The 13,659-nt window shown below is 60.7% G+C and carries 11 protein-coding genes and 2 pseudogenes; 9 read left to right on the forward strand and 4 right to left on the reverse strand.

Going from position 1 to position 13,659, the window contains the following annotated elements; translation table 11 throughout:
- Positions 1-11: 11 nt before the first annotated feature.
- From PRJ_RS29540 to PRJ_RS29555, 3 genes are all read right to left on the reverse strand, one after another.
- Entirely contained in the window at positions 12-2,978 is a 2,967-nt protein-coding gene (locus tag PRJ_RS29540) for a Tn3-like element TnAs1 family transposase (RefSeq protein ID WP_033982391.1), read from the reverse strand.
- A gap of 3 nt (positions 2,979-2,981) precedes the next feature.
- The gene (locus PRJ_RS29545) at positions 2,982-3,542 is read right to left on the reverse strand and encodes a recombinase family protein (protein WP_033958617.1); all 561 of its coding nucleotides are present in this window, start codon (positions 3,540-3,542) and stop codon (positions 2,982-2,984) included.
- 503 nt (positions 3,543-4,045) lie between these two features.
- The gene (locus PRJ_RS29555) at positions 4,046-4,888 is read right to left on the reverse strand and encodes an AraC family transcriptional regulator (protein WP_104963100.1); all 843 of its coding nucleotides are present in this window, start codon (positions 4,886-4,888) and stop codon (positions 4,046-4,048) included.
- A gap of 117 nt (positions 4,889-5,005) precedes the next feature.
- Between PRJ_RS29555 and PRJ_RS29560 the strand changes: the two genes are divergently transcribed.
- The 3 genes and pseudogenes from PRJ_RS29560 to PRJ_RS29570 all read left to right on the forward strand — a co-directional run bounded on the left by PRJ_RS29560 (position 5,006) and on the right by PRJ_RS29570 (position 6,656).
- The gene (locus PRJ_RS29560; RefSeq protein WP_003830783.1) at positions 5,006-5,539 is read left to right on the forward strand and encodes a carboxymuconolactone decarboxylase family protein; all 534 of its coding nucleotides are present in this window, start codon (positions 5,006-5,008) and stop codon (positions 5,537-5,539) included.
- Positions 5,540-5,679: 140 nt separating this feature from the next.
- The gene (locus tag PRJ_RS29565) at positions 5,680-5,982 is read left to right on the forward strand and encodes a cytochrome P460 family protein (RefSeq protein WP_003830782.1); all 303 of its coding nucleotides are present in this window, start codon (positions 5,680-5,682) and stop codon (positions 5,980-5,982) included.
- A gap of 73 nt (positions 5,983-6,055) precedes the next feature.
- Positions 6,056-6,656: pseudogene (locus tag PRJ_RS29570) on the forward strand (uracil-DNA glycosylase family protein).
- A 183-nt stretch (positions 6,657-6,839) separates the two neighbouring features.
- On the opposite strand, the gene PRJ_RS29580 reads toward PRJ_RS29570, so the two are convergent.
- The gene (locus PRJ_RS29580; protein WP_003465017.1) at positions 6,840-7,724 is read right to left on the reverse strand and encodes a LysR family transcriptional regulator; all 885 of its coding nucleotides are present in this window, start codon (positions 7,722-7,724) and stop codon (positions 6,840-6,842) included.
- Between the two features lie 114 nt (positions 7,725-7,838).
- On the opposite strand from PRJ_RS29580, the gene argC reads away from it, so the two are divergent.
- The 6 genes and pseudogenes from argC to PRJ_RS29605 all read left to right on the forward strand — a co-directional run bounded on the left by argC (position 7,839) and on the right by PRJ_RS29605 (position 13,652).
- Positions 7,839-8,768 (forward strand): N-acetyl-gamma-glutamyl-phosphate reductase, encoded by a 930-nt coding sequence (gene argC / locus PRJ_RS29585; protein ID WP_003465021.1) that lies wholly within the window; start codon positions 7,839-7,841, stop codon positions 8,766-8,768.
- Between the two features lie 410 nt (positions 8,769-9,178).
- Positions 9,179-9,337 (forward strand): annotated as a pseudogene (locus PRJ_RS30550) (OmpA family protein); the annotation flags it as partial.
- Between the two features lie 414 nt (positions 9,338-9,751).
- The gene (locus PRJ_RS29590) at positions 9,752-10,378 is read left to right on the forward strand and encodes a DNA methyltransferase (RefSeq protein WP_003465024.1); all 627 of its coding nucleotides are present in this window, start codon (positions 9,752-9,754) and stop codon (positions 10,376-10,378) included.
- A 24-nt stretch (positions 10,379-10,402) separates the two neighbouring features.
- Positions 10,403-11,431 (forward strand): IS30 family transposase, encoded by a 1,029-nt coding sequence (locus PRJ_RS29595; protein WP_003465026.1) that lies wholly within the window; start codon positions 10,403-10,405, stop codon positions 11,429-11,431.
- 36 nt (positions 11,432-11,467) lie between these two features.
- On the forward strand, positions 11,468-12,499 hold the full coding sequence (locus PRJ_RS29600) for a methyl-accepting chemotaxis protein (RefSeq protein WP_074183340.1): 1,032 nt from the start codon (positions 11,468-11,470) through the stop codon (positions 12,497-12,499).
- A 355-nt stretch (positions 12,500-12,854) separates the two neighbouring features.
- Complete coding sequence (locus PRJ_RS29605) at positions 12,855-13,652, forward strand: DsbC family protein (protein ID WP_104963101.1); 798 nt, start codon at positions 12,855-12,857, stop codon at positions 13,650-13,652.
- The last annotated feature ends 7 nt before the right edge of the window (positions 13,653-13,659 follow it).

The raw sequence follows: 13,659 nt of genomic DNA on the forward strand, positions 1-13,659 counted from the left end.
AAAATCGTACGCTAAGGTTTTCCGGGCATCCGTAGGGGCCGAAACTTCCCGTCTTCCAGTCTGCGGCTCTGCCGCCAGACGTAATCGCCGGTTAGGTTGATGTGCTCCCAGCCCAGCGGCGACAGGAATTGCAGCAGCTCGCCGTCCACCGGCTTGCCGGCCTCGACCAACCCCTGGATGGCGCGCTCCAGGTACACCGTGTTCCACAGCACGATAGCCGCCGTCACCAGGTTGAGGCCGCTGGCCCGGTAGCGCTGCTGCTCGAAGCTCCGATCCCTGATTTCCCCAAGGCGGTTGAAGAACACCGCCCTGGCCAGCGAGTTGCGCGCCTCACCTTTGTTCAGGCCGGCATGCACGCGGCGGCGCAGTTCAACACTTTGCAGCCAGTCCAGGATGAACAGCGTGCGTTCGATCCGGCCCAGTTCGCGCAGGGCGACAGCCAGGCCGTTCTGACGCGGATAGCTGCCGAGCTTGCGCAGCATCAGCGAGGCGGTAACGGTGCCCTGTTTGATCGAGCTGGCCAGGCGCAGGATGTCGTCCCAATGAGCGCGCACGTGCTTGATGTTCAGGGTGCCACCGATCAGCGGGCGCAGCGTCGGGTAGGCCTGCACGCCCTGCGGCACGTACAGTTTGGTTTCGCCGAGGTCGCGGATGCGTGGCGCGAAGCGGAAGCCCAGCAGGTGCATCAGGGCGAAGACGTGATCGGTGAAACCGGCCGTGTCGGTGTAGTGCTCCTCGATCCGCAGGTCGGACTCGTGATACAGCAGGCCGTCGAGCACATAGGTGGAATCTCGGACGCCGACATTCACCACGCGTGTGCTGAACGGCGCGTATTGGTCGGAGATGTGGGTGTAGAACAGCCGTCCTGGCTCGCTGCCGTACTTCGGGTTGACGTGCCCGGTGCTCTCTCCCCGGCCGCCAGCGCGGAAGCGCTGGCCATCGGAGGATGAGGTGGTGCCGTCGCCCCAATGGGCAGCGAAGGCATGGCGGTACTGGTGATTGACCAGCTCGGCCAAGGCCGCCGAATAGGTTTCATCGCGGATATGCCAGGCTTGTAGCCAGGACAGCTTGGCGTAGGTCAGGCCGGGGCTCGACTCGGCCATCTTGGTCAGTCCGAGGTTGATTGCATCACCGAGGATCGCGGACAGCAGCAACGTCCGGTCTTTGGCCTCGGCCCCGTCCTTCAAGTGGGTGAAGTGGCGGCTGAAGCCCGTCCAATCGTCCACGTCCATCAGCAGTTCGGTGATCTTGATGCGCGGCAGTAACTGACTGGTCTGGTCGATCAGCGCCTGCGCCCGATCCGGCACCGCCGCATCCAGCGGGGTGATTTTCAGGCCGGACTCGGTGAGGATGGCATCGGGCAGCTCGTTGTCCTTGGCCAGGCGGGCGACAGTGGCCAACTGCTCGTCCAGCAGCTGCAAGCGCTCTTCCAGGTACTGGTCGCTGTTCGGGTTGATCGCCAGCGGCAGGGCCTGTTCCCGCTTGAGCGCGGCGAACTTCTCGGCCGGCAACAGGTAGTCGTCGAAGTCGCGGAACTGCCGCGAGCCCTTGACCCAGATGTCGCCGGAGCGCAGGGCGTTCTTCAGCTCGGACAGCGCGCAGATTTCGTAGAAGCGCCGGTCGAGGCCTTCCGGGGTGATCACCAGCGGCTTCCAGCGCGGCTTGATGAAGGCGGTGGGGGCATCGGCCGGCACCTTGCGCAGGTTGTCGGCGTTCATCTCGCGCAGGGTCTGCACGGCTGCCAGCACGCCTTGTGCGGCCGGGGCGGCGCGCAGCTCCAGTACCTCCAGCAGGGCCGGCGTGTAGCGGCGCAGGGTGGCGAAGTTCTCGCCGACCAGGTGCAGGTGGTCGAAGCCCTCCGGCCGGGCCAGCAGCTCGGCCTCACTGACGCTCTCGGTGAACTCGTCCCAGGGAATCACCGCCTCGATGGCGGCGTAGGGATCGCTGCCGCTTTCCTTTGCCTCCAGCAGCGCCTGGCCGATCTTGGAGTACAGGCGCACTTTGTCATTGATCGCCTTGCCCTGCTTCTGGAACTGCTGCTGATGCTTGTGTTTCGCGCCGCTGAACAGCTTGACCAGGATGCGGTCGTGCAGATCCACCAGCTCATCAATCACGGTTGCAGTGCTCTCCAGTACCACGGCGGCCAGGGTCGCATAACGTCGCTGCGGCTCGAACTTGCCAAGGTCTTTGGGCGTCATCTGCCCACCCTCGCGGGCCAGCTTGAGCAGGCGGTTCTGGTGGATGTGCCGGCCAAGGCCTTCGGGCAAGTCCACCAGCTGAAATGTCTTCAGCCGCTCGATGTGTTCCAGCATGTGCCGAGAGTTGGGTTTCAGCGGTGCCTGGCGCAGCCAGGTCAACCAGGTGATGCTGCTGCCGGCCTTGAGCTTCAACAGCTCGTCCAGCTTGGCCCGATGCGAGTCCGTGAGTGGTTCGACCAGGGCGCGGTAGACCCGCCGATTGGCTCGCGCAATGGCTTCCGAGCAAGCCCGGTCGATCACGCTCAACGCCGGCAGGATGCGTCGCTTCTGCCGCAGGCTCTCCAGCGCCTGGCCGGCCAGCAGCAAGCCCTTGTCGGTCTGCTGGGCCAGTTCGGTCAGCTCGCGCACCAGGGCGCGGAAGTCGGACAGGCCGAACGGGGCCAGTTGAAGGTAGGTGCGCAGTTCCTGAGCGTGCTCGCGACGGGTCACATCGCGCTCGCCGTACTTCGTCCAACTCGCCGGATCGGTCTGGACTTGCTTGGCCACCCACAGGATGACCGGTTCGGGCAGCTCGCTGTCAGTGCCCAACGCATAGCCGGGGTAGCGCAGCAGGCAGAGTTGCACCGCAAAGCCCAGACGGTTGGCGTCGCCGCGCCGCTGGCGGATCAGTGACAGGTCGGAATCGTTGAAGGTGTAGTAGCGGATCAGGTCATCCTTGCTTTCCGGCAGCGCGAGCAGGGTGTCCCGCTCCGTGGCCGAGAGGATCAAGCGACGCGGCATGTGTCAGTCGTCCGTGCGGAGGTACTGGTAGAGAGTTTCGCGGCTGATGTTGAACTCGCGGGCGAGCTGCGCCTTGGGCTCACCTGCCGCCGCCCGCTGCCGCAGGGTAACAGTCTGCTCGTCGGACAGGGCCTTCTTGCGGCCCCGGTACGCGCCGCGCTGCTTGGCCAGGGCGATACCCTCGCGCTGCCGCTCACGGATCAGAGCGCGCTCGAACTCAGCGAAGGCCCCCATTACCGACAGCATCAGGTTGGCCATCGGCGAGTCCTCGCCGGTGAATACCAGCCCCTCCTTCAAGAACTCGATTCGCACGCCGCGCTGGGTCAGCTTCTGCACCAGGCGGCGCAGGTCGTCGAGGTTGCGGGCCAGGCGATCCATGCTGTGCACCACCACCGTGTCGCCCTCGCGGACGAAGCTCAGCAGCGCTTCGAGCTGGGGGCGCTGGGTGTCCTTGCCGGATGCCTTGTCGGTGAACACCTTGCTCACCTGGGTCTGTTCCAGTTGGCGTTCCGGGTTCTGGTCGAAGCTGCTGACCCGGACGTAGCCGATGCGGTGCCCCTGCACGATGTCTCCTTGGTTGAAGGCGGCTTAAGTGCACTTTCTGTTCCGTTGCGCCTCAAACCCCGTTTCTGTCAGGCTGAAATCTATAACCTTCTCGGGCATGTGTCAAAAAATTGGAAAGCAGACTCTATTCTGACGAAGCGGCGCGGCCCTTGTCGTTTTCAGAAGACGGCTGCACTGAACGTCAGAAGCCGACTGCACTATAGCAGCGGAGGGGTTGGATCCATCAGGCAACGACGGGCTGCTGCCGGCCAATAGCCGACAATGACGACACTGGAAATCCCCGCCTGTGAGCGTCGGCTCAGGGCGGGACAGCGTCATCCAGCTACCTGCGCCACTGACTCAGCCTTGTCCAGCCGGCCGCGCCGCACGAACAGACTGACCAGCCGTTGACGGATCGCCACCTGGAGTTCCGCCAGTTGTTCCGGCGTGATGCGAATTTCACCCGCTCGACGAGCGCAACACCGGCGCCGCCTACGCCAAGAACCGGCGAATCGAACTCAAACTCACGAACCGCTGAGCGCCGCGTCACCGCGCTGCTGCGCCAGCCAGTCGCGCGGGGCGCAGCCCATGCGCACGCGGAAGGCGCGCGCCAGAGCGTTCGGGCTGCCGTAGCCGACGCGGTCGGCCACCACCGCCACCGGCCGCCCCTGCTTGAGCAGGGTGCAACTGACGTTCATCCGCCAGTCGGCCAGATAGTCGCCCGGCGTGACGCCCACCGCGTCCTTGAACGCGGCGGCGAAGCGCGCGCGTGACATGCCCGCCTTCGCCGCCAGCGCCTCGAGCGACCACGCGGTCTGCGGCGCATCGTGCATGGCGGTTATGGCGCGCGCGAGTTTCGGGTCGGCCAGGCCCGCCAGCAGTCCGGTGGCGCCAAGCCGCCCATCCATCAGATAACGCAGCAACTGGATCAGTAGCAACTCGCACAAGCGGTCGATGGCGGCCTGCCGACCGCACTGGTCGCGCTCGGCTTCGGCAAACAGCAACTCTAGCGTCGGCCCGAGGCCGGGCAAGTCCGCCAACGGAATCAGCAGCATCGACGGCAAGGCCATGGCCAACGGATTGCCCGTCGAAGCGCCCAGGTCGACCTCCGCACACAACTGCTCAGCGGTATCGCCGGGGGCGGCGACAAAACGATGCGACGCCACGCGCGGATAAAACAGCAGGCTCGGCTCGGTAACCAGCAGATCTTCATGCACGGGCGAACGCGCCGTAATCGGGCCGCGCCGCACCAGATGGATATAGCCATGCGGCGCCGCGTAATGATGCTGCCCACAGAAGGCGCCGCTGTGAAAAACGCGCGCCGAAAGCGAGTAGTGCCGGAGCAAGCCGGTCAGTCGATCCGCCATTCCACTCTCCATATAAGACGATAGGTTACGTATTTGATACTTTACGTGCCATATCGTACCAAACAAAGGGCGATCATGCCCACGTGCTCTTGCACCTCACCCACTACGGAGATAGACATGACCCAAATCGCCCCCCTGACCATCGACACCGCTGACGCCGCTACCGCTGCCACACTCAAGGCCGTCAAAGCCAAGCTTGGCATGGTGCCGAACCTGTTCGCCACGCTGGCCCACGCGCCGGCGGCGCTCAATGGCTACCTCGGCTTGTCCGAAACGCTGGGCACCGGCCGCCTGAATGCCTCCCAGCGCGAGATCGTTGCGCTCGCTGCCGCTCAAGCCAATCGCTGCCAGTATTGCCTGAGCGCACACACCCTGATCGGCAAAGGTGCCGGACTGTCGGCAGAGGCCATCGCCGCGGCCCGCACCGGCCAGGCGGCCAACGCACTTGACGATGCAATCGCCGGCTTTGCCCGCGCGCTGGTCGAGCAACGCGGCGTGGTGTCGGCCGACGCCATGGCCAACTACCGCCGCGCGGGGCTCGACGACGGCCTGATACTGGAAGTGATCGCCAACGTCGCGCTGAACACGCTCACCAACTACACCAACCACATCGCCGACCCCACGGTGGATTTCCCCGTGGTCGCCGTCTGATCTCCATAGGCATATAAGGAGAACACGATGAAAATCGCACTCACCGGCGCTCTGCTCGCCAGCGCCCTCGTCCTGCCACTGGCCGTCACGGCCGGCGACTAAAGGCCTCGGCCGAGCACTACCGCAAGACCGGCAAGTTCTTGGACGGCGCCACGCTGGTGAAAGAGATCCGCAAGCTCGAAACCAGCGCCATGACCACTGGCAACCCTGTGGTCTGGGGTTCCGATGCGGCCGTGTGGTTCGTGATGGTCAAGGACGCCAAAGGCCGTTTCGCCAGCAACCCCTTGTGGGGCGACGGCTGGGGCTGGGCGCTGTTCAAGGCCGACGCCCCCGCCAAGAATGTCGCCGTCAGCTACGAAGCCGACTGCATGGGCTGCCATGTGCCGGCGGCCAAGACCGACCGCGTATTCATCCAGGGCTATCCGACACTGACCCAGCACTGACTTGCTGCCGGGTTACGCTTCGCGCAGGATGGCACCTCCGTCCTGCGCGAGCCACCCTTTCCGGAAGCGCGCCATGCCGACACTCGACGCCTTTCTGACCGACGTCCGCGCCTGCACGCGCTGCGCACCGCATCTGCCACACGGCGTGCAGCCGGTCTTCCAGTTTCACCCGAGTGCGCCCATCCTCATCGCCGGCCAAGCACCGGGGGCCCGGGTCCATGCCTCAGGCGTGCCCTTCGACGACGCCAGCGGCGCGCGTCTGCGCGCCTGGCTGGGCGTGGACCGCGACACCTTCTACGACCCTACCCGCATCGCCATTCTGCCCATGGGCTTCTGTTATCCGGGCACCGGCAAAAGCGGTGACCTGCCGCTACGCCCGGAGTGCGCCCCCCGCCTGGCGCGAAGCCTTCATGCAGCGTTTCGAGCGCCTGTCGCTGGTCATCGTGCTGGGCAGCTACGCCATGGACTACCACCTCGGTACTGGCAAGACGCCGCTCACCCGGGTGGTCGAAGCCTGGCGCGAGCACTGGCCGCAAGCGTTCCCCCTGCCTCACCCTAGCCCGCGCAACAATCGCTGGCTGGTGCGCAACCCCTGGTTCCAACAAGACGTGCTGCCCGCGCTGCAAGCACGCGTCCAGGCAGTCCTCACCGCCAACCCCAAGGAAACCCCATGACCGACGACACCGCCGCCATTACCGAGCTGCTGCACAAGTACTACGACACCCTGGCCTGGGCGAACGGAGACAGGCACCGGCTTTGGAGCGATGAACGACGGCTTCAGGTGCGGTAGCTGACGCCTGGGACCTCAATCACCGTATGACCGGGTCGAAAGCGGTCCTTTCTCTGACAACATCGCCCTAGCCCGCACTCAACCCCCACAACACATCCAGCACATGTTGCGTAGGCCGCTCGACGTCCCCACCACGGTGGGCAATACCAAGTTGACGCCACAATAAGGGCTGTAATGGCCGCATGACGATCCTGGTATCGGGCAATGGCGTGGAGGCTTCATGCGGCAACAACGTCGCACCATAACCGGCCGCCACTAGGCTTTTGATCGCATCGTTGTAGTTCAGTTGAATACGCGGCGTGGGCTGCCGTCCATCACTGGCGAACCACTCCGAGGTCAAGCGCGAAAGCCGAGTAGTTTTGTCATTCAGAATTAATGGCTGGGCGGCCAGCCAACCGGGGGTCACAACATCCGGGCATTCCCAGCGAGCCGGCAAGAAGGCCATGACCGGGTCCCGCCGCCATGGCTCGATCCGCAATTCCTTCACCGGGGTCTGTGGCAGCGCGACCAGACCGATCTCCAAAGAGCCCTCGGCAAGCTTCTTCAAAGTTTCCTGCGACGTGAGCACCGCGACCTGCACATCGATAGCGGGATGGCGTTGGCCCAACGTCTCCAAAGCTTGCGGCATCAACTGTGCGATGGCCCCTGTGGAGGCACCCAGCCGCACACGCCCGGCCAAGCCCTGCACCTGACGCTCCACGTCCTCAAGCGCCTGCTCCGCATCCGCCAACAGGCGCCGCGCGCGCTCCACCAGCGTTTCTCCAATCGCCGAAGGCTGAATGCGCCCACGTGTGCGCGACAACAGCTTTCCGCCAACCCGCGACTCCAGGTCGGCAATATGCAAACTGACCGTGGGTGGCGCGAGGTGCAGCACACGGGCCGCCTCGGCAAACGAACCCAGGTCGGCAATGGCCACCAACGTGCGCAGACGGTCCAGGCTGATTTCGCGCATGAGTCACTCCTTGTTCAGAAAAGCTGAATTTCATCGTTTAGAAATTCAACTTTTCCTATCTTAGCCCCTCACTGAAGATTGGAACTCCTGATTTCCTATGTCCGAGAGCATTCCATGGCAAGTCCTCTTATATTCATCGACGGCGACCAAGGCACCACCGGGTTGCAAATCCATCAACGTCTACGCGACCGGACCGATCTGCGGCTTATCACGCTCAGCCCCGAACATCGCAAGGATCCGCAACGTCGCGCCGAAATCATCAACGCCTGCGACATCGCGATTCTCTGCTTGCCCGACCAAGCCGCACGCGACGCTGTAGCGAGCATCGAAAACCCCGCCGTTCGGGTGATCGATGCGAGTTCGGCGCACCGCACCCATCCAGACTGGACCTATGGTTTCGCGGAGATGAACTCGCAGCAGGCCCAACGCATCGCCACGGCACGGCGGGTCAGCAATCCCGGTTGCTATCCCACGGGGGCGATAGGGCTGCTGCGCCCATTGCTGGAGGCCGGGTTGCTGCCCAGGGACTATCCGACGAACATTCATGCTGTGTCGGGCTATTCCGGAAAAGGGCGCGTTGGCGTGCAAGAGCATGAGGGAGAGGGCGCATCACAGGCGCCCGCGTTTCAGGTTTATGGTCTGGGGCTGGCACACAAACATATTCCGGAGATTCAGCAGCAAAGCGGTCTGATGGAGCGGCCGATGTTTGTGCCGGCTTATGGGGCTTTTCGGCAGGGGATCGTGCTGACCATACCGTTGCAACTTCGCTTGTTGGCGCCGGGCGTGGATGCGGTGCGGTTGCATGCGTGTCTTATGCAGCACTACGTCGATGCGGACCATGTACAGGTGATGTCGATGCAGGAGGCCAAAGGGTTGACGTGCCTTGATCCTCAGGCGCTTAACGGGACTGATAGTTTGCGATTGGTGGTGTGTGAAAATGATGAGACGGGGCAGGTTTTGTTGGCTGCGGTGTTTGACAATCTTGGGAAGGGAGCCGCTGGAGCGGCGGTGCAGAATCTGGATTTGATGGTTGCAGGAACATGACTCCGACTACCCACTGGCTCTAGAGTCTATGGCTCGAATTTTCGAGCGGTTGTTTCCTCTCTGTTTATGGCCTGGCATCGACGGCATTAAACGAGTCGAAAACAGAATCTACGCGTGTCAGCAGTTTGCAATCCAGTCAGGCTTTGAAGTTAAACGGTCGTCCACGACAGGCAGCAATCGGCCAACAGCGGCCGTTTTAGAGTAGGGAAAATAAATCCCCTTTTCTGCTGTCTACGCTTCGCAGCGCCGGTTACCCGGTCACCACGCAAGACTCGCTTCCGGTCGGTGGCTAACCTTTACCGGGCGGGGGTCATACCCGCTGGGTTTCTTACGCCATTTCGTGACGGCTTGCGCCGTCATTCCCAGGCGACCAAGCTTTGCCTGGCGCACATAAATCAGTCCCCTTTTTCTCTTTGCGCAGCAATGGCGTCGATCCTTCGCGCCTGCAAACCTTTGGTGCAGGCTCCAGCTCGCCCATTGCCCCCAACGACACCGCCGAGGGTCGCGCCCAAAATCGCCGCGTTGAAATCAAACTGGTGCCCCGTAGCGGCGCTGTAGCTCAAGGGTAATGGTGCCTTGGTGCTCTTTTCGTCGGATGCCCAGCTATCTTTTAATGGGTTACGGGCGATTTGCAGTGGGCTCCAAAACCTGGCCTCAGGAGGTGCAAGCTCCCGTGGCACCGGCTTTGGACTGGGCAGACCAATACGCCGGCCCATAAGCCCATAAGGATCCCGGCCTCGGCCGGGTTCTTTATGCCCGCTTCGCGGGCTTGAGCCCAGAAGGGAGCGGCGTGCGCCGGATTCGCATCTGCCAGCCAGTACGCAGCCCGTTTGGAACTCAGTTGATCCGTCTTTTTCAACGGTTTAACAGCCAAATCAATACGTTCACAAGTACACTCGCCACCCTAGGGATGGTGAAGCATCCACGAGCGGTACTAGAATTTTCAGCTTTTCGGTGCCGCCGCACGAATTCAAGGGGCAAGCATGGATTACGAACAACTGCCGAGGGCCGCCTTGGTCCGTATGCTGCAGGAGCATGATGCGGCGCTTGCCGATGCTGGCAAGAATGGCATCGTTATGAGTTACACCGGGCGGGCTGCTCCCTGGCAGATCATCCGCCAGGTCAAGCCGAAGCTGCATCGTATTATCAAGAAAGTATCCTTTGGAGAGGAAACCGCCCAGTCAGAGAATGAGATCTGGGACGGTGAAAACCTTTCTGCGATGGTCACGCTCTATAAATATCGTGGTCAAGTTGATCTTGTAGTAACAGACCCGCCGTACAACACCGGCGAGGACTTCCGCTATAACGACAAGTGGGACAAGGATCCAAACGATCCAGATCTCGGCGATGTAGTTCCTAAAGATGATGGGTCCAAGCACAGCAAATGGTTGCGCTTCATGACACCCAGAATCTGGATGATGCGTGAGATGCTAACCCCAGGCGGGGTTATGGCTATCTGTATTGATCATAGGGAACTATTTAGACTTGGCATGCTCATGGACGAAATCTTCGGCGAAGAGAATCGCATTGGCATAATCAATTGGCAGAAAAGCTATTCACCTCGCAGTGATAATAAGGGGGCGGCGGCGAAAACTGAGTGCAACACCTGACCTTTCCGGTACGGTGCTGTCCCTATGTCTTATTCCGAACTCAGCGTTGAAGAGCGCGCCACCATTCAAATCGGTCATGCCCAAGGTTTCAGCCTGCGCGGGATTGCCTGCTTGATCAACCGATCCCCTTCGACCATCAGCCGGGAGCTGCGCCGCAATCGAGATGCCTGTGGCGGCTACTCGGCCCGCGTGGCCCAGCAGCAGATGCAGGCCCGCCGTCAGGTGTGTCGACCGAAGCAAAAGCTGTTGCCGGGTAGCGAGCGCTTCGAATTGGTGGCGCATATGCTGCGTGAGCGTTTGTCTCCCGAGCAGATTGCCGGCAAGCTGCGCAGCATGAATATTCCCAGCCTCAGAGATGCCTACGTCTGTCGCGAGACGATCTATAACGCGATCTATGCCTTGCCAGTCGGCGAGCTGCGTAAAGAGCTGATCATCTGCCTGCGCCAAAGCAAGACGATGCGCAGGCCGCGCTCTGGCGGCGTGGATCGGCGCGGTCAGATCCCTGAGAGGGTCAGTATTCATGTACGTCCGCCGGAGATCGAAGACCGACTGATGCCAGGGCATTGGGAAGGCGACCTGATCAAGGGCAAGGCCAACGCCTCGTCTGTAGGTACGCTGGTGGAGCGCACCAGTGGCTACCTGATGCTGGTGAAGATGAACGACGCGACGGCGACCTCGGCGATGGAAGGCTTCAGTGCAGCGCTCAATGGCATGCCGCTGGCGATGCGCAAGAGCATGACCTACGACCAGGGCCGAGAAATGGCGCGGCATGCTGAAATCACCCAGCAGACCGGGGTGGCGATTTACTTCTGCGACCCGCACAGCCCTTGGCAGCGCGGCAGTAACGAAAACATCAATGGCCTGATCCGCCAGTACCTGCCCAAAGGCACGGACTTGTCGGTGCATAGCCAGGAGGAACTGGATGCCATCGCACTGCAACTGAACATGCGCCCCCGTAAGCGCTTCGACTTCAAGTGTCCGATCGAGGTTATGGACGAGGTGATGCAGGAAGCTATGGCTATGCGGCATGATGCTCCAGCTTCAATTCAATAACCGTGTTGCACTCAGCTCCTGTAACCGCCCACTTTAATGTCAGGAAGCTTAAGCTCTGTTAGTGTTTTGGCTATTCTCTCTCCTCTTGGAAGACTGGTTGAAAGAGCCAGGAATATTTCCAATAACCCATTAAGTCAATCCCTCTACACTGGGCGCACCGATGAGTTTGGCCAAATAGAGTTTGCTTTACGAATGATGCAAGCTGAAACAGGCGCCATAGTAGGTCGCATAGGTGATGCATCAAATCGGCTTAGCGAACACACCCGAGGCCTACTAAAGGATATTGAGTCAAGCAATGTACTTACAGTTGAGCAGCAGGCAGAGACAGATCAAATAGCAACGGCAGTAAACCAAATGGCGGCAAGCATTCAAGAGGTTGCGAGCAATGCACAGCATGCTGCAGATGCGGCCGGAAGAGCAGACACTGAGACGGCATCTGGCCAGCGTCTGGTAGCCCACACAAGCCAGTCAATCACTGCCCCTGAAGGTGAAATTAGGCAAGCCGCTCAGGTTATTCATGAGCTTGAAGGTCAAAGTAACGAGATATCAAAAGTTCTTGACGTTATACGAGGGATCGCCGAGCAAACGAATTTGTTGGCACTCAACGCAGCAATTGAGGCCGCGCGTGCTGGTGAGCAGGGGCGTGGTTTTGCTGTTGTCGCCGATGAGGTTCGCAGTCTTGCTGCTCGCACACAGCAATCGACAACGGATATTCAAAGCATGATCAGCGCTCTACAAGAGCGAGCGCAATCCGCTGTTACAGTCATGGAGCAAAGTAGTCGGCAAGCGCACACGAGTGTAGCTCACGCAGAGGAAGCAGCTACAGCTCTTGATGGAATTGGCCAACGCGTTAACGAAATTACCGACATGAACGCGCAAATAGCGACTGCGGTCGAGCAGCAGGGAGCAGTAAGTGAAGACATAAACCGCAGTATTATCAATATACGCGATGCTGCTGATACCAATGTACAGACCGGGCAGAATAATTTGCAAAGTGCGAAATCTGTCGCTCAGTTAACTAGCGCTCTGAGCGAACTGGCAAAACAGTTTTGGGAAAAACGAGGATAACGCTTTTCAGTATCTCGACAGGGATAACTTACTTTACCATCGGTTATCCCTTTTAGCCGCACAAATTTTAGCCATGGCTTTTCAGGAAGTCAGGGCTATCAGAATGGCCTTAGAAAGCCTAGTCAAAGAGCTGTCACGAGAACACCGTTAGCTTAGCGTACGATTTTTTCCGAATTCTGCGGTTCCCCCTGATAGGCGTGGTGCAGTTGCTGCAACGGGTGAGAAGGCGGCTTTGCGGTATCCATAACTCTCTTTTAATACTCGCTGCGTATAGTCACGCGCTGTTGGTATTGCTAGTATATTGTCACACGTAAACATAATTCTACCGACATCATTTCTAAATCTGAGGTAACCGATGAAAAAGCTCGCTGTCGCTCTCGCTCTCGCCAGTTGCTCGCTGGCTGCATTCGCCCAGGCCGAGTCTCCTGCACCCGAGGTGGCTCAGGCCCCTGTCGCAGCCACCGCTCCAGCAGCTGCGGCTGTGGCGCCAGCGGCAGACATCGAAATCATGACCGTGCTCAACACGCTCAAGGGTAAATACCCCTCCACCAACTTCACCAACGTGGAGCGGGCGCCGATTGATGGCCTCTACGAAATCACCATGGGCAAGAACATTGCCTACACCGATGCCACAGGCCGCTACCTGTTGTTCGGCAGCGTCTACGACATGCAGACCCGCAAGGACCTGACGGCACCCAAGCGAGCAGCTGCAGAGAAGATCGACGTATCGAAGTTTCCGCTGGCCGACGCGTTCACTCGCGTGAAGGGCAACGGCTCCCGCAAGCTCTACCTGTTCTCTGACCCTGACTGCCCGTTCTGCAAAACTCTTGAATCGGACGTCCTGGCCAAAATCGACAACGTCACCATCTACACCTTCATGTATCCGCTCGACTCGCTGCACCCGCAGGCTCGCGCCAAAGCTGAATCGGTCTGGTGCTTGCCTGAAGCGGGCCGTGCAGCAGCATGGGAAGCTCTGGCGCAAGGCACCCAGCCTCCGGCCAAAAAATGCGACAACCCTATCGAGCGCAACATCGCGCTGGCTGAGAGCATCGGCTTCCAAGGCACCCCAGCAATGGTGAGCGAGGACGGCCGAAAGCTGCCGGGGCTGGTACCACTTGCGCGTCTCGAAAGCTTCCTCAACGGCGGTTCCTGATCCCCCT

This window comes from Pseudomonas sp. XWY-1, assembly GCF_002953115.1.
GTDB lineage: Bacteria > Pseudomonadota > Gammaproteobacteria > Pseudomonadales > Pseudomonadaceae > Aquipseudomonas > Aquipseudomonas alloputida.